This window comes from Caldanaerobius polysaccharolyticus DSM 13641 (assembly GCF_000427425.1).
Taxonomy (GTDB): domain Bacteria; phylum Bacillota; class Thermoanaerobacteria; order Thermoanaerobacterales; family Caldanaerobiaceae; genus Caldanaerobius; species Caldanaerobius polysaccharolyticus.
The window spans coordinates 860,735-882,340 of record NZ_KE386495.1 but is presented as its reverse complement, the minus strand read 5'-3'; the positions used below and the strand labels follow the sequence as shown (position 1 = coordinate 882,340).

Below are 21,606 nucleotides of genomic sequence, written 5' to 3'. Positions count from 1 at the left end.
AAAAATCAACTAATATTTGGAGGTGCATTTTATTATGGCAAAATACTCTTATGAAACGAAATTAAAAGCGGTAAAAGATGTTTTAGAAAATGGAATGTCTGCCAGGGCTGTTGCTAAAAATTTAGGAACTGGCTATGAACATGTAAGACGGTGGGTAAAACGTTATGAATTATACGGAACAAATGGATTATTAATGAAAAAGGGAACTTATACTGGCGATTTTAAACAACATGTTGTAGAATTTATACATAAAGAACATTTGTCGATTTCTGAAGCTGCTGCTATATTCGGTATACCTTCTGATGCTACCGTCGGCAAATGGGAACGTATATACTGTGAGGAAGGACCGGAAGCTCTCTATACAGAAAACCGAGGGAGGAAAAAAACAATGAATTTAGATAAACCAAAGAAGCCTAAACTTTCTAAACAAACAGAAGAAAATCTAATCGCTGAAATTCAGCGACTTCGTATGGAGAATGCGTACTTAAAAAAATTAATGGCCTTAGTTCAGGAAAGGAAGAAATCCGACAAAAAGACAAAGTAATAGCCATCAACGAGCTAAGGCATGAATATAAACTGATGGCTTTATTAGAGTTTGCAGGTATCCCAAGGAGTACTTTCTACTACTATTTGAAAAAATTAAATAAGCCAGATAAATATGTCGAAATCAAGGAATTAATACAAACTATCTATCATGAGAATAAAGGCAGATATGGGTACAGAAGAATTACATTGGAATTACGAAACCGTGGATACTGTATTAATCATAAAACAGTACTAAAACTCATGAATGAATGCGGAATTAAATGTCAAGTAAGAATCCGTAAATACCGTTCCTACAAAGGTGAAATTGGGAAAGTTGCTCCGAATTTACTACAGCGTGACTTTAAAGCAGAAAAGCCAAATCAGAAATGGGTTACCGATGTAACGGAGTTTTCGCTGTTTGGTGCTAAACTTTATCTTTCACCTATACTTGATTTATATAATGGAGAGATTATAAGCTATAATATTTCAGATAGACCAACATTTTACCAAACCATGGATATGTTGGATAAAGCCTTTGCTAAAATTCCTGATGGCACAAACCTTATTTTGCACTCAGACCAAGGTTGGCAGTATCAGATGAAACAATACCAGTACAGACTACGAAAGAAAGGCATAATTCAGAGTATGTCCAGGAAGGGCAATTGTCTTGATAATTCTGTTATGGAAAATTTCTTTGGTTTATTAAAATCAGAACTGTTATACTTACAGGAATTTGACTCTATTGACCATTTTAAGAAAGAATTAGAGGAATACATAGACTATTACAATAATAAGAGGATTAAGTGTAAACTAAAAGGACTGAGCCCGGTTCAATACCGGATTCAGTCCCAAGAAGTAGCTTAATTAAACTGTCTAACATTTGGGGTGCACTTCATTTACACCTCGCTTTTTTCTATAGGTGATTTCAACCTACTTGATACCACAATTATCCCTGTTAAAAACCAAAAATACGTAGACATCATGGGAACCTCAAACACATTTTCCACAAGGTTGTGGAATACCACTCCCATCAACCCCGCAAAAATGCCTTTGACTATATCTTTTATAAACCTATCTTCGCATCTCTTCATTGTTACAAAAAACTGCCTGATCACAGATAACAATAGGTATATAAAAAGTATTATGCCTATATAGCCTGTTTCCACTAAGATTTTTAAGAAATAATTGTCTGAATACAAAGAGTTAACATTAAACCTGGCAGCAGTAGCACCTCCAAATTGTCCCAATCCTATTCCTATTATAGGACTCTGACTTAAAAGATTCAAACCGATTTGCAGTCGCTTTAATCTCCCACCTTCCATGCTGCTCACTAAGTACGTTGGACTTACAAGATAGCTGATCCTATTGTAAACAGGCGGTATAAATAATGCTATAATACCTATTATTACAAGTAAGCCGATTATCCTTTTATCCTTTAAAAAAGCGTATATGAGCAGAGACACCACCAGAGCAAGCCATGCGCCTCTTGTAAATGTAAACAAGAGACACGCCAACATAGCCATACTCGTCGCAGAGTAAAAAACCTTCTTTAATAAATGTTTGCTATTAAATATATATGAAATATTTATAGGTATGGCCAAAACCATAAGGCTGCCCAGTATATTAGGGCTTGTAAGTATAGAAAATACCCTTGTCCTAACAGGCATTTCAGCCTTATCAATCCACTCAGGCGGTATCTTAACACCTATTATATACTGGTATATACCGTAAAGGGCCATGGCAGTTACTATCAGTATAAAAAATACCATTAATTTATTTATTGTATCCCTATCTTTTACCATATTTATAGCCACAAAAAACCAGAAAATATACTCTATATTAACCCTAAGGCCATCGATAGCTATTGCTATATCCGTAGAATTGACTATAACTAAAAAAATACTGTAAACCATGTACATAAATATAGGTGCGAAGAGCGGCGTCAAATTTAACTCCAGCTTTTTAGAATTATTTTGCCAAAAAGTTTTGTAAATCCATAGCAAAACTATTATTATGTAAAGGGCTTCGTCCCATATGTTTGAAAATAAAGAACTGCTGATTACTGATCTAAACAGCCAATCAATTACCGAATAGCTTATTACAGCAAAGAGAGAATACTCGGGCCTTGCAAAAATTATAAATACAATAGTTATGGCCAATAGCAAAAGAGCCACGCTTTTAAATGGCACAAATACAGCCGCTATTCCTAACAGCAATGCCAATATAGCTATTGGACTTTTTACACTTGTGTCTACCATCATATCACCGCTTTAAATTGAAAATAAATTGTCTATTGCCTTTAATAAAATACTACTGCTTTTTAGTTCTTTAAAAGTGGTATTTACTTTATACATCATTGCTCCTATTAACAACAATATTATTCTTAAAACAAATCCTCTCAGAGATACGCCCTTCCCACTGGCTATTGCCGCAACAAAATTGCCTATGATAAACCAAAAAATGAAAATACCCATTAACTTCACTGGATATCTTCTTATATACTGACATAAATTATCTATACTGCTTAAAAACACACTTTTTTGGGTTATTCTTTTACTCACACTAGCAAATTTTGACAATACCCTGCCAATGCTATCGCATACTCTGACATATATTTTATAAACGAAAGACCCCTTTTTATAATCTCTTTGTGTTTTGCCGCTTATGTAGGAAACTGCTATACTGTTTTCTGACACTATACTAGCTATTCTAAAAACGCGTCTTAATAGTTTAAATGTAATACTTTCTATATAAACCTTTCTAATATTCATTGCATTCACCTTACTTAACATCCACTTTTATTATCTCACCCTGCACCACCGTAAAATGGGTTTTTACAGTAATTTGATTACCAACCCTTATATCCTGCTGCCCCATTCTAACAGTAGGGCTGGATGTATCGAGATGAGCCTTTATAAGCACTATCGCATCTTTTCTGTAGGGATTCGTAGTAAGCACCATTTTTCCCTCTGAGTTTGTGTTGACAGAAAGAGCAGGTGACACTTTTACATCAACTATTTCATCGGTAGTATAATAATTTCCGGATATCAATTTGTCACCAGGCTTTAAAGAAGCAGCGGTATCCGGCAACAGATTAGGTACTCTAACCGTTATATAGACCTCCTTTAATTGAGCCACATTTTTACCTGATTGAGTTTTATAAACAAGTCCACCTATAATTAATATTATTAGTAAAGCTACAATAAGGTCGATTAAATTAATAATACCAAAGATTTTTCCTTTGTCGTCTATTAGTTTCATTTTTTACCTCCGTCCTTTAAAATTAATCACTAAATATTATAACAATAACGCATTTCTTTTGCAACGTGTACGCCACGTAGCAGCAAATCCAAACACAGGGTAAAATTTCCTCTGATCAAAAATCTTACTATACATCTTCAAGGCAAGTCTCCAATAACCTGTGGGACCCCTTTTCCCCACAAAACCGTGGTAAAAACGGTTTCACAATTTCAAGGCTGTTTAAACAAGGCTTATACAGCCTAATCAAACGTCCTTCGTTCACAGTTTTTCAGTGTGGTTTCTTTATGCGAACAGATTAACTGTCAAGCGTTCCAGTGCGCTCATTACCCACCACCAATCCTTGTCAAATGGTCCGATTGAAACTTTTTAAACCTTTATGAATCCCTCTACCTTTTATACTATTTCAATTCCACAATGGTCCGATTGAAACATTTGTAAACTTATGGTAATTTGGCTGTTATAGTTTCTTTCAATTCCACAATGGTCCGATTGAAACATAGATGAAGTCCTTCTGTATCCTGCACCTTGCATATTTCAATTCCACAATGGTCCGATTGAAACACTCAAATCGATAGGTGAAGCATCTTTAGGGAAAAACATTTCAATTCCACAATGGTCCGATTGAAACGGTATTTTTGGCAAAGAGGGTCATTGTCTTGTCATAATATTTCAATTCCACAATGGTCCGATTGAAACTTTCTTTTAACCAATTATAAACTTTATTTTCTGCTCTATTTCAATTCCACAATGGTCCGATTGAAACTTGCTCCCTGCTCTCGCATGATTTTTATTAACGTACTGTAGATTTCAATTCCACAATGGTCCGATTGAAACATGAATGGAATTACTTTATAGAGTATTAGATTATGTATTTCAATTCCACAATGGTCCGATTGAAACCCATCCTTTGAAGCAGTTCTGATATAACCTTTTTTCATATTTCAATTCCACAATGGTCCGATTGAAACTCCATGGATACTGGAGAGAGCAAGGAAGAAGGTAGTATTTCAATTCCACAATGGTCCGATTGAAACCTGTCAACAAGATTTTTTATCTCATCTTAAATATTCATTTCAATTCCACAATGGTCCGATTGAAACTAAAAGATGTATTACCATATGTAAGTTTTATCACTACATTTCAATTCCACAATGGTCCGATTGAAACAAGTGTACTTGCTACTGTTGTTGTGGCTGTTTTCACTATTTCAATTCCACAATGGTCCGATTGAAACCCACATTCTCCAGCAAAAGAAGGGCCTCTGACAACAGCATTTCAATTCCACAATGGTCCGATTGAAACTTTACAATGTATTCCATCTGTAAGCGTCGATCACTCATTTCAATTCCACAATGGTCCGATTGAAACCTATTCAATCTCTCTTGTATTTCCTTAATTTGTTTTTTATTTCAATTCCACAATGGTCCGATTGAAACGCATTTTGTATGTCGAAAGAGAAAAAGTAGCCGATCATTTCAATTCCACAATGGTCCGATTGAAACCAGTCTAAAGGATATTTATTAAATAATTCTAATATATTTCAATTCCACAATGGTCCGATTGAAACGGGTCATCGCTCAAATGCACATTCCACGTGTAACGTATTTCAATTCCACAATGGTCCGATTGAAACCCCGCTTTATCATTATCAAAAAATAAATTTATTGTAATTTCAATTCCACAATGGTCCGATTGAAACGATATTAGATTGAGATTGCATGTTTTACCTACAGCTCATTTCAATTCCACAATGGTCCGATTGAAACAAAAATTCTTTAGCTTTTTATTTTTGCCTTCTTAAATTATTTCAATTCCACAATGGTCCGATTGAAACGAATCCTGGTACTCTAGTAAGTTTTGTGGATAATTTATTTCAATTCCACAATGGTCCGATTGAAACGCCACAGCAAGCACCTGCTTTTTCGATTGCGTTGCATTTCAATTCCACAATGGTCCGATTGAAACTATTTAGAAGACGGGAATTTATATATTAATTTTCATAAATTTCAATTCCACAATGGTCCGATTGAAACATATGAAGAAGAATTAAATAAGGAAATACAACAACTATTTCAATTCCACAATGGTCCGATTGAAACACGATTACGATGTAACGGATATAAGTTTCTACGCAACATTTCAATTCCACAATGGTCCGATTGAAACGAAATATTGATATACTAATAAAAATGGAGGGATATATTTCAATTCCACAATGGTCCGATTGAAACATGCTGGAAATACGCAGTCGCCGTTGTATCAGCTTTATTTCAATTCCACAATGGTCCGATTGAAACAGATAATGTTGTTGAAATAGATGGTGATTATTATTGATTTCAATTCCACAATGGTCCGATTGAAACTTGCTTGTATTATCGTATGGATGAAAGTCTTGTTTCATTTCAATTCCACAATGGTCCGATTGAAACAGTAGTATCTAAATATCCAACTCTATTAGCTATAACAATTTCAATTCCACAATGGTCCGATTGAAACTAGTCGCATCATCCCTAATATCAAATTCCACATCTACTATTTCAATTCCACAATGGTCCGATTGAAACTAGTATATTAGGTACTTATATATCCCAACTTAATCCATTTCAATTCCACAATGGTCCGATTGAAACCAGCTGTATATGAATTAACAATATACAAAAACCTGTATTTCAATTCCACAATGGTCCGATTGAAACGCATGAGAAAAACAGATGGCACAATATAGTTGACCAATTTCAATTCCACAATGGTCCGATTGAAACTCCATGGATACTGGAGAGAGCAAGGAAGAAGGTAGTATTTCAATTCCACAATGGTCCGATTGAAACCTGTCAACAAGATTTTTTATCTCATCTTAAATATTCATTTCAATTCCACAATGGTCCGATTGAAACCCGTTTCAACACACAGGAACGTTTCTGTTCCTATGTTATTTCAATTCCACAATGGTCCGATTGAAACATATGTTGAATGATGATGTTGACATAGAAGAAATTGATTTCAATTCCACAATGGTCCGATTGAAACTGATGCATTAAAAATATTTATTAAACATTTATTAAAATTTCAATTCCACAATGGTCCGATTGAAACTTGGGTTAGATAGGTATCTTGTAATAATTTACAAGGATTTCAATTCCACAATGGTCCGATTGAAACTCGGTATCGTTCTTCCGTTTTCGTAGTCTATCAGATTTCAATTCCACAATGGTCCGATTGAAACGAAGATGAGATATGAAAAGATGTGGTACGACTTAAAATTTCAATTCCACAATGGTCCGATTGAAACTACTTTTATCACACCATATCCCTGTTTCTTATACTCCATTTCAATTCCACAATGGTCCGATTGAAACTAAAAGATGTATTACCATATGTAAGTTTTATCACTACATTTCAATTCCACAATGGTCCGATTGAAACAAGTGTACTTGCTACTGTTGTTGTGGCTGTTTTCACTATTTCAATTCCACAATGGTCCGATTGAAACTACAAAGTCCCAATTGGAAGGCAAACAGATTACTCATTTCAATTCCACAATGGTCCGATTGAAACTTAGATCAAACGAGGAAATTAAAGAACAGGATTTCCAATTTCAATTCCACAATGGTCCGATTGAAACTTGATATATCAAACAAGCATATGTATTTAGTTGCTCAATTTCAATTCCACAATGGTCCGATTGAAACAAACGACAATAACGCAACAAACCGTGTAAAAATTTTATTTCAATTCCACAATGGTCCGATTGAAACCAAATCGCATTGACAATTGTTGCAGCTACTTTTTCTATTTCAATTCCACAATGGTCCGATTGAAACTTGGAGCAAAGAGATCAGACAAGCATTGATATTTTGTAATTTCAATTCCACAATGGTCCGATTGAAACGTGTCTACCTGAAATGTAAAAAATGTAAGCAAATCGTATTTCAATTCCACAATGGTCCGATTGAAACAATATCATTAATATTAATAAATTGGAGGTTTGTCTAATTTCAATTCCACAATGGTCCGATTGAAACAGAATGGTTCTACAATTTTATCTTTAAGACTTTCTACATTTCAATTCCACAATGGTCCGATTGAAACTTTTATTATACCTTCTAGGTGGGTACGCATAATTTCATATTTCAATTCCACAATGGTCCGATTGAAACGAAAGCATAAAAGAAAAAATTGTAGAACCGTTTTTATTTCAATTCCACAATGGTCCGATTGAAACATACAGGCAACTTTGGAGGCGGAACTGGTGGAAATATATTTCAATTCCACAATGGTCCGATTGAAACCCCAGCAAAAAATGTTTATATATGAGGGTTTTTGATACCCTCATATGGTATAAAATTATCGTCAACCTCAGGTGATGTAAAAAAGCTTGGACGTTGACATCTTTAACGACCATTACTTTTCAGTTTATCATAAATAAGATATTTGTGTCAATATTTTACCACCAAATTTTTAGCCCTTCATATTTCTTTACGTCTGTAATATGCTTTATCAATTTATAACATTCCAGCCTTATCAATCTTCTATAGCTAACGTTTCTATCTAAGTCTTTATGGTGGATTATAGTATTTAATTTTTCATCATATTCTTTTAAAAAAACGGCTCTACCTTTATCGCTTAAATAGCACATATTCAGATCTTTATCAAAGTGTTCCTCTCTTATCATGCCTTCATTTATTAACTTAAATATAACCCTATCCACTATTATCGGCTTAAAAACTTCACTTATATCTAAACTCAAAGAAAATCTCCTCTCGCCTGGTTCGTGGAGATAACTTACAGTTGGATTTAACTGCGTATTGTAAATTTCACTTAAAACCGTTGTATACATAAGGGAATTGCCGAAAGATATCAATGCATTCATAGCGTTATCAGGTGGTTGTTTAACCCTTTTATCAAATTCAAATCTACCAGTAGTGATTAAATTAAATGTTTCATAGTATATATCCCTTATCCTGCCTTCAGTTCCCATTAATTCGCTTATGCTATTTGCCTTAGATATATTTTCTCTTTCTACCTCTATTCTCTCTATATAATCCTCTAGATCTATTTTGCGATTATAATATTTAAGATTTTTAAGTATATTGTAGCTGGCTGCATCTATAAATTCTCTGGCTATTTGAAGCCGTGTGAAATTATTGAGATATTTCTCTACCTGTTTAACCACTAAAAAGCCCGAAAGCAAATACTCTCTCGGATAAAAGCTGCCGGTATAAAAGCCATAATAATTGAAAAGATGAACTGTCACGTTATTCTGTGCCAGAAAGTTTACAGCCCTGTTATTAAAATCCACCTCGCCGAAAATATAAATGGACTCCACATCGTTTATAGGTATGGCTTTTTTGCCTTCGCTTCCCTCAAAGTATATAGTATTATCTTTTCGTGATATACGACCGTTACTCATTATATAATAATTCCTTTTCATATGCACACCTCAACTCAGGCAAAGTTCATAATAACTACACTTTTTGCAGGCAGACTTGTTCAAAGGAGGATCTGGCTTATTGGCTTGCCTTATCTTTTTTATTTCCGCAAGAGCCTCCTCTAATACCTTCCTATCTTCATCGGTCAAATATAATTCCTCTTTCATCTTATACAGAGGAAAGTGAACCACGGCCCGCACATTTTCTATACCCTTTTTCTCAAGGTAATAGATATAAAATAGTATCTGATACCTATCGCCTTTATCCAATCTCTTTCCTTTTTTGACTTCATGAATTTCTGCACTTTTACCTACAAAATCTAGCTTTATAGTATCATCTATCAAAACCTCTTTGTGCTCTCTTTCGAAGCTTTCATCGTGAATTTCTCTGCCGATTTCCACATCCACAGAATTCTGCTCCATATCCAGTCCATGGGTATAAAACCACAACTGCCTTTTGCAGTAAAAATAATAGTTTACCTCTACACCGGTAATTTTTACCTCACTAGAGAAAAGCCCCATAATCAGGCATCACTTCCTTTAGCTTGGACTCATCAAACCCTATTTCAAATGAATATGGCAATTTGCATACCAGGTACTTGTGGTATTTATCCTCTAAATTTTTGAACAAATTCTCTTTCGCTGACACGTACCACCAGTACGGTACTTTAACAATGTTTTCATAATCTCTGCAATTTTCCACGTTATCTCCTACTACATCTAATGGATATGCATCGATCATTATATAATCATCGCTTCGAAGCTTAAATACATTTCCTTCCTCTCCTGCCCCTTCCCGGGTAATCTCTTTATAACTATAACCGAACAAAGTGCCAGCGTAAAAGAATGCCAGAAAATCTGTATAATCCAGCCTAAAATCTCTATAAGCTATATCACATATGGCCTTAATATCTCCATAAGTATACGGTTTATCTGTAAAACCAGCGTACGTCCTCTCTAATACCGCCTTCACATCTTCATCTTTTTTTGAATTTACATAAGGTCTCATCGTATCAGTATTGTATAGATGTAAAACACACTCCAAATTATCTTTTAAGTAATGCTTTGCACCCCTGTTCAACCTGCCACCCCTCTGGCCTATAGCATCAGCAGGTGCCAGTTCGGTGAACATAACGTCGCAAGATATATCAAGGCTTATTTCGATAGCCTGGGTGCTTACAAGGATATACGGCCTCTTATCCCTGTCCCGCAATAAGGATTTATCTTTTTTTGATCTATCATGGCCGGTAAATCGCGAATGGTATAATACTAAATTGTCAGATGGCTCTATTACCCCCTTTAACCTTTTATATACCTCCTGAGCCTTTCTCACCGTATTTAAGATTATGTACTGCCTTATACCTTTATGGTAATTGCTCCTGATCTCTTCTATCACATCGTCATTTACGGCAAAGTCATTTTCTATTTTATTTACTATACAGTCGCCGTGTTTTTTCACAATAAAAGGCTGATATTTGAGCCCCTCCTCATCTATTACGGTCTCATAGCTTTTTCCTTCTAACGCAGCACTCTCTTCCAAATTTTTTTTGAGAAACTCAGGAAAGGTACCGCTCATAAGTAGATGGGGTATCTTCATCTCCCGTAACAGCGAAAACAAACTGACAAGATGCCTCAATGTATCCTTCTCATAATAATGAACTTCATCAAATACTATACACGCCGTTTGTATATTACCCAGAGTAAAATCAGCCTGACTGAAACCATGTATAAAGGAAAAAACTAAATGATCAATAGTGGTAACCATGATAGGCTTTAAAAAAACTTTTGACATAAAATTCTGTTCTTCAGCCAGCTCTATAAGCTTTAGATCGTCTTCATCAATTATTCCTTTTAATTGTTCCTGGTAATACAAAAGGCTCTTACCATGATATACCCCTACGTTTTCCTCGCCGTAAATCATCTTTAACCTATCCGCCATGGCGTTGCTGGTTATCTGGGTAGGCATGGCAAAAATAAGCCTATTGATAAACCGATGTTTTCTCATGTTTTCAGCCCAATATAATGCCCCTTCAGTCTTTCCCCTTCCACATGGCGCCAGCAGCATCACATAAGGACCAACATCACCCAACCGTTTCTGAAAATCCCTTGGATCTCGTCCACCAGTTATAGCGTTTTTATCGATTTCCGGATATGGAATGACATACTTACCGGCAGCATCATAGCTTAATATGGGACCAGTTATATCCCAATCAAGATTATGTTCCTCAACATACTCTGAGAAATAGGCGCTGGAGTAATCATCGCATAGCTGCAAGAGCGAATACATGTAGCTATATACGGCTTTTAATCTTACTTTATCCTTAGCTTTCATATTCCTGCAAAAATCAACCCACTGGTTCTTTATGTGCCGAAATTCATCTATAAAATCTTTTGGAATAGGTTCATTCTTTACATGAACCGGTTTTATGGTTATTCCTTTAAATCCACTCAATCTAATAATTTCAGGAATATCATCTAAAAACCTGTTTATTTCGTCATAAAGGAGATGGGGTACATTAGAGACATTTTCGTAAATTCCCTGGTAAAGCTGGGTATGATGAGATAAAATCTGGCACAATGCCATAAACTCTTCGTCTGGAAAAGGACAATACTTGTCGTCAAGAGGCCTAAGTATATCCATTCCAGCTTCCTGTAACATCATAACTATATACACGGATATAAGGGGATGGGGATAATCTTTTGACGATTTCCCCATCCTTATATTCTCCTGAAACTCTTTTATCAATTTACCCGTATCGTGAAACAACACTATTTCAAAGGTATTCTGGACAAATCTATTATAGTCCACATCCCACTTTCGGCAAAATTCCCGTACTGTCATTTCGTTGGAATCAAAATATCTCTTTAATATCACCAGTCCATCTACTGTGTGGCCTTTTAGCGTCTGGAAAAACACCTTATCATTATATTCATGCCTTTTGGCTATATCCATACCCTTCACCTCAAAACAGCTGAACAAAATCATTTTTAAAGTAATAACCCTCTATAACTTTATTTAGCTTATACGGTAATTCATAAGGCACAGATATTGTAGGCGTGTAAATCAACGTATCTTTATCCCGAAATTTATAGAGCAACTTTACCAGTTCACAGCCATCACAAAGGCCCTCTATAATGGAATTTACAGTGTCAGATTGGCCTTTGACTACATCGGTTTTTTCTAGATCTTCAATCACGACCATATCGTCCGATTGGCCTATATAAAGCGGCCTTGCAGGGTTTATAAGTGCTTCATATATTTCATCTATTAAAGCGTCCTCTGCTTTTATGTATATTTTGTATTCAGGCATGACCATGAAATCTCTCCAGAACGGCGAAGTCCAGAAAGCTTTTATGTTATCTTTGGGGTTATTAACCGTTTTCAACATAAGCGCTTTTTCCTTTACAGGCCTTTCTATATAAACAGGTGCGACGCCTATCTCCATAATATCTTGCAAAGTAAAATCATCCCTTCTCAAACCCATCGCATTGGATATCATGCCCCTTATAGTAGTAAACGGCGGTACAGGAAACGTGCTCAAAGAGCTATTGGAGGTAGGCTTTCTGAACGCCGCAAAATAAGGAGCTGACATTTTAAACATCAGGCCATTCATGCTATCACCTTATCTTTTCTTTTAATGCATTTATTGCCTCACCTGGTAATTTCAACTCAATACCCAGCTCACTTAATACCTCTTTTACCTCATCTAAATTATTCACAATACCCGATATGGCTCCAGCGACTATATAAGATCCATCCTCTTTTAACTGAATCAATATCTCTTTTAGCCTATCTGTATTTAAATTTTGCCCTTCATCTATCTCGATCGCCTTCTGAAGTCTGTGATTATAGTTGGGCTGAAGGGAACATACTATGAAGTCCGGAGTGAAATCCGTCAATAGTCGAGCTTGTTTAGAATAGTCACTCATATTTTTCACCGCATCCAATACATGTATAATTCGCTTTAACCTTTCATCAGCGGGTACCAAGTCTTTTAACTCTATTGTCCTGCGGCCATTATCCTCATTTATTACCTCTTCTCTCCCTATCTTATAAACATCTATGGATATACCACTCCTATATATGTTTAGTCCCATCTCCACATTGACTATATCTCCTTTGAGATCGCCGCTATCTGTAGAAGATCTCTTCTTCCTTGTCAGAAAGTCAATAGTGCTGTTCTCATCAAAAGGAAGCAACCCCATAGCAGGAGCCACTTTCACCGGCGATACCCTGATCTTTGCGCCGCCCTTTTTAGACTCTTTTTTCTCAATGGTACTCATGTATCCAAAAAGGTCACACAGTTCGCATGAACTCACATCGCCGCAGCTTTCTCCTTTATCATTGGGTATACACGAACTGTTGAAATCCGTAAGGCGCCTTATAGCTTCCTTCATGTAAAACCTCATGGCCTGCCCGCTGACATAAGGGTACTCCTCGCCCTTCCACCTGTACTTCTTCACATCAATGAGATTGCTTTCTCCTTCTCCTGAGTTAAGATTTGTAAGCGATGTCTTACTTAACCATGTCATTTCAATGCATTTCATATCCATATTTAAATCCTCCCCTATTTATTTGCTTTCGCAAAATATTGATTCTGTCCAGTATAAGCGTAACTGAATACGGCCAGGGTATTCTTAAAATCGTTAAATTCCTGAACCGACCAATCCCTGCTCACCAGCAGTTCCGCAATCTTCGCCAGAGAAGCAGCACTCAAATATTCTCTGTCCTCAAGGAATGTATACCTCCTGCCCACTTCTCTTAAGAGATCCAAAAGATCTGTAAGGTTTCGAACCTTATCCAACTTAAACAGCAGATTTGAATGGTCCTCAGCAACTCTTGCTATTATCCTTGCCACCTGCTGTACCACCTTCAAATCATCTTCGCTTAACCTCATCTTCTCCCACCTCCAGATATATACAAAGTCTTTCAAATTGTCATATGCATCCCTGTAAAAGCGCACCATGTACTTGCCTCTAGGCGCCAATGCCTTTGCAAAGGCATCATAATCATTGCCGAGAAAAGCCTCCGAACATCTCTCTTTTAAGTCTTCAGCCATATCGTATTTTGGTGCCTGGCTTCCAGATTCTACAATAGATAAATTGTTTATAAAAGAAGTGTAAATCTTTATGTCCTTTTCAACGCACTCCGCGATGACATCTATAACCTCCTGGTCGATGCCAATTTCCCTGGGCTTTATATCCCTCATATTTCCTGACGGTATCTGCAGCATAAGCCAGTTTCTAAAGTATTCCACGCGAGTCTTAAACCTGGTTATCCTCTCTGTCTTAAACTCCTGTGATAAAGCCTTTTCAAGAAAAGCCAGCATCAAACTGCTACCGCCTTGCGTATAACCTTCTTTTTCCTCCTCGCCGGTCTTAATTATTACCCTAACACTAGATACAAACCTATCAGGGTCAAGGCTATATCTATATTTTTCTTTAAAATCAAACATGTTATCAAGCCTTGATAATTCAGGTATAAATAAAAACGACCGGTCGCCTTTATAGAGGAAAATATGTGCAGGATCACACCATTCCAGAACGCCTATCAAGTAGCATGTAGGACATACATTGTCATAATATTCCGGCCTTGTCTTAGGAGCTTTTTCCGCTTCAATGTTGCTGCGTACCCCTGACATAGATTTGTTACGGGTAATAAAAGGATATACAGCCTGTTTCAATTTATCCCATCGCTTCTCGTAAAAATATTCCTGTCCGCACAAAATACACACATCTTTTTTGAGCTTTTTACCCGATAGAGCACCATATTGAACCAACACAGCTTTTAATAGCTCTTGGATACCTTCTGTTGTATACGCTTTCTCCTTTAAAACATTTCTGCCATTAACTTTGCTACCATACTGAATACATACATAATCCTTTCTCGTCCAATTAATGCTGCCATCATCATTTTGCTTTCTGACGAAAATGTACGTATCGCTATCAGCAACAATCTTTCGTCCCAGAATTCTTATAAAATCTTCATCATTTTTTATATTCACTTCCACCCTATCAGGAAACACGCTACATTCAAAAATCCTGGGATCCTCTATCTCTTTAAGCATTCGGCACAGATTGGTAAGACCGTTGTTAAGCCAAACATCGTCTCTGTTATTAATAGTAATTAACACGCCCATCACCTCCTGTTGACTTTGATTTTTCGCTATATTTTAATAATAACATACAGGATGGCCATATTATGTCACTATAGAAAATTTGACGTAGAATTTTTTTCTTTGCCTATAATTTTTTTGTCAGCCCATTTTTGATCCCTGAATTTAAATATTATCACCGAGTCAGTTTCGGAATCTATTATCTTCTTTATAGAATTCTCTAATTTCAGAAGCTGTGCTTCTGTCAACTCTCCCTCAAAAACTGAGTTTTGAATCCAGTTTAGATACTGTCTGAAAAGTTTTAACATCTTTGCAACCCTTTTTTCCTCTACGTCATACACCGCTATCACATACATTATCCAATCCCACTCTATTTTTTCTGTCTATTTCAATCATGCCGAAACCAGCGCTATTTTTATCTCCCAGGCCACATTCATAAGCCACTTTTATGATCTCAGGATCAGCCTTTATAGTAAAAGGTGCAGAATAGCCCTTTACCGCCACGTTTTTAAACCATATCAGCTTTCCTCTTATGTTGCTCAAATACTCTTCGTCAAAATGTATGTCTATGTTCATATCTTCAGGGAGCCGATCGTACAACAGATAATATTTTCTTATAAGGTTGTTCTTTAAATTGTCAATAAATTTGCTGTCCCTTATATCTACATTTCTCTCCTTTTTCACATTGCCTATAACTTCCATTGTTGAAGTCGTTATTGGAGAAAGGCAGTAAAATCTCTCCTCTCTTGAAAATCTCACATTTCTCAGTAGGTCCACATGATCAACAATAAAAAAGCCACTGCCAATTTTAATTCTCTCTGCCTTAAGAAGGGTATCAGACAAATAATATAAAAAATCAAGCCTAGGAGATCCTATGTATAGCAAAGCATCATCCATGATTTTAATTTTCGATTCCTCTACGATGTATTTCTTTACTTTGAGCTGAGAAAAAGTAAACAACTTAAAGTGCCTGGAGCCCAATCTATAGCCTTCATCATGCAATTTATCTGTAAACTCCTTATTTGACTTTGACAATAAATTGTATATCATTGATGTTATATAATAGTTATAATTAATATCAATAATCTCCACTTCTTTTTCCGGTCTAAAACATATCTTTACGCGCATAAAAATACCTCCGCTTCATACTTGTTGCCATAAGGTAAAAAATTAAACTTTAACTAAGACTGTTGCTTATTTCGTGATAAATGTCCAGCGCTTCATTAAACAAACTTTCAAAATACGAACGCTGCTCTAAATATTCCTGAATACCCTGCGGATCAGAGCCATGTACCGCTGCATTTCTCGTATATTCTAAAAGATTAAAAACCTCTCCCATCCTCTCTCTTTTTATGAATTTTCTATCTCTAATACCTTTTATTTCTTCTTTTATCCTTCTTCTGCTCTCTTCTCTTTTCTCGTAATTTTGCTTATCTGGGATCTGATATGCCCTTCCCGCCAGTATGATTATGGCCTCATAAAGCAACACCAGTGCTTTTAAATACTGCTTTTTGTCAAAGAAAAATTTCGCCCTCTCTACCATTCTTTCATCTAAATACTTTAACTCATATAATCTGCTCAGTTGATTTTTAATGCATAGTGCGGTTTCTGTTTTGTAGTTATCGCTTCCCACTATTTTCTCCAATTCTTTTACTATTTCTCTTAACTCATTTCTTGGATTTCTATTTAGTTCCAGTTTGAAATATGTATTTTCCCTGTTTGAAATTCCAAGATCTTTTAATATTTCAGGAAAGTACCCGGAGTTTTTATACAGATCAAAAGAAGTAGATAATGAGAACAGTTCATTTATGAAGTCAATTTTTAAAACGGGTTTAACAGCATCTTTTGCCATATCCAAAGCTCCATAGTATACTTCAATATTTTTAATATCTCGAAGGTATTTTAAATACATCAATGAAAAAGATAAAACAGTAGACATATGTCTGAAAGCGTGAGTCATGTCAAAAAAGATTTTATATTCATCTCCAGCAGTTATAATATTTAACAACACGTTGATATAGGCCTTATAATCTAAAGGATCAACCGCGACGAGATTTACATTTATAAAATTGCTTATATTGCATTCCCACTGCTTCAATGTTTTATCAGTTATCCCATTTTCTTCTTCATCTAAGACTTTATAATACATCTCTTCTAATCTTTCATGTTGAACGCTATTTACTGCTTCAATAATTTCAGACCAGGTTGAAGTATTAGTACCAAATATAATCCACTTATCAATATCATAACCTCTACCTACTAAGTATCTATACAATGCTGAACCAAAAAAAGCCGTTTCATCGCTTATATATTCACCATTATCAAAACTATACCTCGTTTTTATATATCCTTTACCTCCATCTGGTTTTCTCCCACGCCCAATTAAAGAGATTAATATATTTTTCATATATTATCCTCCATTAACTGATATATCCTAAATTTATATTCTACATTGAACATAAAATTCCTTCAATTCCAGATCGGTTAAACTGAAATAATTATTATGCGTGTAAAAATGGGGTTTGTTGTCGACTGGAAATGATCGGCATGGTTATACTGCTCATTGTAACCTGCTTTCAATTCCGCAATGGTCCGATTGAAACCTTCACCGTCAACAACGTGGGATTGGGTGAAAGCTTATTTCAATTCCATATTGGTCCGATTAAAACTTGGTTAAAAAGCTTCTTTTAGCAGGGGAAATCGCATTTCAATTCCATACTGGTCCGATTAAAACTGCATTCCAGAGGTTGAATGAGTTGTATGCTACTTCATTTCAATTCCATACTGGTCCGATTAAAACAGAGGTGGCCGGGGTGGGCGAAGCATACGTCTTCCCATTTCAATTCCATACTGGTCCGATTAAAACTATTTTTGGTAAAGAGGGTCATGCTTTGCTTCTCATATTTCAATTCCATACTGGTCCGATTAAAACAGCAGGATATGATGATATAATAAACATCATAATTAAATTTCAATTCCATACTGGTCCGATTAAAACTATATGCTGGCCGTGAGGGATGCTTGCGGCTGGCAAGATTTCAATTCCATACTGGTCCGATTAAAACCAGGCACGTATGTAGTATATATCACAACTGCTTATCATGCAGATTTCAATTCCATACTGGTCCGATTAAAACTGGCCCTTCGGGCCTATTTTTTGTGCACAAAAAAAGAATTTCAATTCCATACTGGTCCGATTAAAACTGAGTGTAATTCTTTTTGAAGATGTTAAGGGCTATTCTATTTCAATTCCATACTGGTCCGATTAAAACATGGCAGGCTCCAAACGGCGACTGGTACTGGGTGCATTTCAATTCCATACTGGTCCGATTAAAACTTCCCTTGCCCTCGCTTTTCTATCATCGGCAAGTCATTTCAATTCCATACTGGTCCGATTAAAACAAAGAGGATTTTATTGTATGAATTTTCTGACTATTACAATTTCAATTCCATACTGGTCCGATTAAAACTGCCATTGATTGTCATTTTGTATCAGCCCCCAAGCGCATTTCAATTCCATACTGGTCCGATTAAAACTTTTTAATAGTAGAACTTTAATAAAATACTTGTAAACATTTCAATTCCATACTGGTCCGATTAAAACTAACCTCCAGCCCTTTCTAACTTGAATCCGCTTGTTAATTTCAATTCCATACTGGTCCGATTAAAACCCAGTAAAAAATACGCATGAAATGAGGGTTTTTGATACCCTCCTATGGTATAAATTTTTCGTCAACCTCAGATAATGTAAAAACGCTCGAGAGTTGACAAACTAAACATCCATTAAATTATATTTAACCATATTTACGTAGTTTTGTAAATACCTTAATCAAATTAACTGACCATGTCGTCTATATTCTCTGAACATAACATGTCTAAACTCCCTAGTAGCAATAATGCTATCTCCTGATATTTCTTCTTTAACCTTTCTCTGGGTAGTAGCATAAACAGGTTTTATCCCCCTGGCCATACAATAATCTACGACCATAAACGTAGCCCCGTAATCGCCTTGAACCAGAACATAATCTCCATCACATGCATTTTTATCAATCCACTTAAATAGGCCTTCCAAATGATCATACAGTAAATGAACATCAGGCGGTATATTAGACCATCTCTCTAAAAGATTTGGTTCTAGCATCACAAACTCATCAATCCCTAATTGTGTCCTTGCTTCTTTCTCCTGTTCTGGAGTAATGGAATGTGAAATTATAAGAAGCATACGCCTAGGCTTAACACAAACGGATTCACTATTATCATGTTGAATAGAACGAGCCTTGTCTATAAAATCTCTTAGCTGTTTTTCAAAAATACTCGGACTCCCTGGATTATTTCTCCACCCTGCATGATTAATATCATTTCTGACAGAAGCAATTGAATAAAGCAATTTTAACAAAGCATGGTTCTTGGAATTCTGGATTATAGAATCTATAATATGTCTATCCTTTTCATACTCTTGCTTTAACTTTTTTCCGTGAAGCACCGCACTACATGCGCTTATAATATCTCTATGAGATTGTTCATTTTGGTTTAACTCGTTTTTATTGCAAAGATAACTTACAATTCCTTCTTCTAATAAGGTTAAACCTTGTTGATACATTCTATTATCTAAACACCATTCGCAAATATTTAGTAAATTAGCATAATTATTTTCTCCAAATTTGCCAAATTTACTATTTAACATGTTTAGTACAGGAGACAAAGGTTTAAGATATGTATAAACGGCACTTTCAAGCACGGTATCTATAGTTTTCTTTAACTCTAAAGCTGTTTTATCCAATTCTTTCCCTCTACACGTAAATACAACATCACTAAACTTCTTCATATTTTCAGCCAGTATTTTTAATTGACTTACATTTCTAAACATTACTTTTTTATCTTTAACATCCATAGCAGAAATTTCGCTATTTATTCCTTTTACACCAGCTTGAGTTAAATTATGTATAATCGATACATCACCTGTATTCAAATATCTGTCTACTCCTAAAGTCCAATCAAAAACATCTATAAAAGGGGTCAAATCGAAAATCGGTGCGTTCCTTTTTTCTATAGGCATCATTTCAACATCTCTGGTTGAACCCAATGTTTCAAATGCTCCATAATAAACGGCTTTAATCTGAGCTTTCTTAACAACTCGTCCATAATTTAAAACTATAAAAGCTAGCATAGGAAGAAACCTAAACGAATGAGTTATATCAAATATTATTTCATCTCCTTCGTCTATTTCTCCCATTATTATATCAAATAACGCCCATAGTTCTTTTTCATTGTTACCTTCAGGAATTACTAAATTATTAACTGTTCCTGGTATAAAATCAAGATTACATAACGCTTCGTAAAGCCCAGGGAGGGTTTTGTCATACGCATTTTGTACCCAGTTTTGTTCAACGGCCTTTTTCGTTGTAAATACAATCACTTTGGAAGGCACAACACCTTTAATATGAAGTACTTTCAACAGAGCTAGTTGGACATAACTGTCGTTTTCTGCTCTAGCATCTCCCAGATAGTAATTACATGGGATATATCTGTTAGTTCCTAAAAAAGAAAAAAACTTTATCATAATAAAAAACCTCCTCAACTACTATTTCCGTTATTATTTTTCAACTTTGTGTCAGTTGATTTTTTCCAAAAATACAAATCACTTGATATCATTCCGAAACCCAGTTCATTAAAATTACCAAGCCCTGTATTATATGAAAGTTTAATAAGATCTTTAGAACCAATTATTTCAAAACAACCTTTATAAACTGGAAATCCATTTATTTCTTCTTTAAGAGGTTTGTTTTTAAAATAAAAAACAAATCGGTCATCCTGGGGATAAACACCAAATAAATTTTTATACTTGAAAATTAAAATCTCCCTTAAAACTTCGCTGAAATATATAGGATTCTCTTCATACAGTAATGGATTACCATTTTTAAAAACTATAATTGGAGACAAAGTATAAGCTTTATTTTCTAGCTTTATTTTTAAAAAACGTACCTTCTTTATCTCCAATGAACCATATTTGAACTGTATAGGTTTTTTCATGGTATTCATTGCTACATTTAATAGTTTTTCAGTAGGTACCGTAGAAAAATCAAATGCAGCTTTTTCTATCGCCCAAAAACCATCATCAGAGTTTTTCTTTTTTTGGGGTATTATGTCCGAAAAAACAAACAATCTATTTCCTATAATCTCATAATAATAGTCGGATAAAATTTGCTTATATCCTCTATCGAAAAAGAAATTATCATTTAAATGAAATTCCAATCTTAACTTGACAACGCTCATCTT

Annotated in this window: 15 protein-coding genes and 2 CRISPR repeat arrays; of the genes, 1 reads left to right on the top strand and 14 read right to left on the bottom strand. The window is 35.4% G+C overall.

Features of this window, described 5'->3' with window-relative positions; translation table 11 throughout:
• The first annotated feature begins 34 nt into the window (after positions 1-34).
• Positions 35-1,389 (top strand): IS3 family transposase gene (locus CALPO_RS14505; protein ID WP_156940181.1). Its coding sequence is split into 2 segments (ribosomal slippage): positions 35-500 and positions 500-1,389, totalling 1,356 coding nucleotides; the frame shifts between segments, so codons are not numbered across the junction.
• A gap of 32 nt (positions 1,390-1,421) precedes the next feature.
• Here the strand turns inward: CALPO_RS14505 and CALPO_RS13830 are convergent.
• The 14 genes from CALPO_RS13830 to cas6 (CALPO_RS0110765) all read right to left on the bottom strand — a co-directional run bounded on the left by CALPO_RS13830 (position 1,422) and on the right by cas6 (CALPO_RS0110765) (position 21,603).
• Entirely contained in the window at positions 1,422-2,783 is a 1,362-nt protein-coding gene (locus CALPO_RS13830) for an O-antigen ligase family protein (RefSeq protein ID WP_051585970.1), read from the bottom strand.
• A 12-nt stretch (positions 2,784-2,795) separates the two neighbouring features.
• On the bottom strand, positions 2,796-3,305 hold the full coding sequence (locus CALPO_RS0110825) for a hypothetical protein (protein ID WP_156940180.1): 510 nt from the start codon (positions 3,303-3,305) through the stop codon (positions 2,796-2,798).
• 1 nt (position 3,306) lies between these two features.
• Positions 3,307-3,786 (bottom strand): DUF4330 domain-containing protein, encoded by a 480-nt coding sequence (locus CALPO_RS0110820; protein WP_026487338.1) that lies wholly within the window; start codon positions 3,784-3,786, stop codon positions 3,307-3,309.
• Between the two features lie 400 nt (positions 3,787-4,186).
• Positions 4,187-8,075: direct repeats of the CRISPR family, unit length 30 nt; unit sequence ATTTCAATTCCACAATGGTCCGATTGAAAC.
• Positions 8,076-8,230: 155 nt separating this feature from the next.
• A complete protein-coding gene (gene cas1b / locus CALPO_RS0110815) occupies positions 8,231-9,217 on the bottom strand; it encodes a type I-B CRISPR-associated endonuclease Cas1b (RefSeq protein ID WP_026487337.1) in 987 nt (328 codons plus the stop codon).
• Between the two features lie 9 nt (positions 9,218-9,226).
• A complete protein-coding gene (gene cas4 / locus CALPO_RS0110810) occupies positions 9,227-9,736 on the bottom strand; it encodes a CRISPR-associated protein Cas4 (RefSeq protein WP_026487336.1) in 510 nt (169 codons plus the stop codon).
• Positions 9,720-12,167 carry a CRISPR-associated helicase Cas3' gene (gene cas3, locus CALPO_RS0110805; RefSeq protein WP_026487335.1) on the bottom strand — a complete coding sequence of 816 codons (2,448 nt, stop codon included), beginning with the start codon at positions 12,165-12,167 and terminating at the stop codon, positions 9,720-9,722. The genes cas4 and cas3 overlap by 17 nt, the downstream gene beginning before the upstream one ends.
• Positions 12,168-12,177: 10 nt before the next feature.
• Positions 12,178-12,828 carry a CRISPR-associated protein Cas5 gene (gene cas5, locus CALPO_RS0110800; RefSeq protein ID WP_026487334.1) on the bottom strand — a complete coding sequence of 217 codons (651 nt, stop codon included), beginning with the start codon at positions 12,826-12,828 and terminating at the stop codon, positions 12,178-12,180.
• Positions 12,829-12,832: 4 nt separating this feature from the next.
• Positions 12,833-13,768: a type I-B CRISPR-associated protein Cas7/Cst2/DevR gene (gene cas7i / locus CALPO_RS0110795; protein WP_218915184.1), complete on the bottom strand. Its 936-nt coding sequence runs from the start codon at positions 13,766-13,768 to the stop codon at positions 12,833-12,835.
• 14 nt (positions 13,769-13,782) lie between these two features.
• Entirely contained in the window at positions 13,783-15,348 is a 1,566-nt protein-coding gene (locus CALPO_RS0110790; RefSeq protein WP_026487332.1) for a hypothetical protein, read from the bottom strand.
• A 74-nt stretch (positions 15,349-15,422) separates the two neighbouring features.
• Entirely contained in the window at positions 15,423-15,686 is a 264-nt protein-coding gene (cas2, locus tag CALPO_RS0110785; RefSeq protein WP_026487331.1) for a CRISPR-associated endonuclease Cas2, read from the bottom strand.
• A complete protein-coding gene (gene cas6, locus CALPO_RS13825) occupies positions 15,664-16,458 on the bottom strand; it encodes a CRISPR-associated endoribonuclease Cas6 (protein ID WP_051585969.1) in 795 nt (264 codons plus the stop codon). The genes cas2 and cas6 (CALPO_RS13825) overlap by 23 nt, the downstream gene beginning before the upstream one ends.
• 49 nt (positions 16,459-16,507) lie before the next feature.
• The gene (gene csx2 / locus CALPO_RS0110775; RefSeq protein ID WP_026487330.1) at positions 16,508-17,737 is read right to left on the bottom strand and encodes a TIGR02221 family CRISPR-associated protein; all 1,230 of its coding nucleotides are present in this window, start codon (positions 17,735-17,737) and stop codon (positions 16,508-16,510) included.
• A gap of 166 nt (positions 17,738-17,903) precedes the next feature.
• Positions 17,904-19,001: direct repeats of the CRISPR family, unit length 30 nt; unit sequence ATTTCAATTCCATACTGGTCCGATTAAAAC.
• A 158-nt stretch (positions 19,002-19,159) separates the two neighbouring features.
• Positions 19,160-20,890: a CRISPR-associated protein Csx20 gene (csx20, locus tag CALPO_RS0110770; protein WP_026487329.1), complete on the bottom strand. Its 1,731-nt coding sequence runs from the start codon at positions 20,888-20,890 to the stop codon at positions 19,160-19,162.
• A 14-nt stretch (positions 20,891-20,904) separates the two neighbouring features.
• Positions 20,905-21,603 carry a CRISPR-associated endoribonuclease Cas6 gene (gene cas6 / locus CALPO_RS0110765; protein ID WP_169736193.1) on the bottom strand — a complete coding sequence of 233 codons (699 nt, stop codon included), beginning with the start codon at positions 21,601-21,603 and terminating at the stop codon, positions 20,905-20,907.
• Between the last annotated feature and the right edge of the window lie 3 nt (positions 21,604-21,606).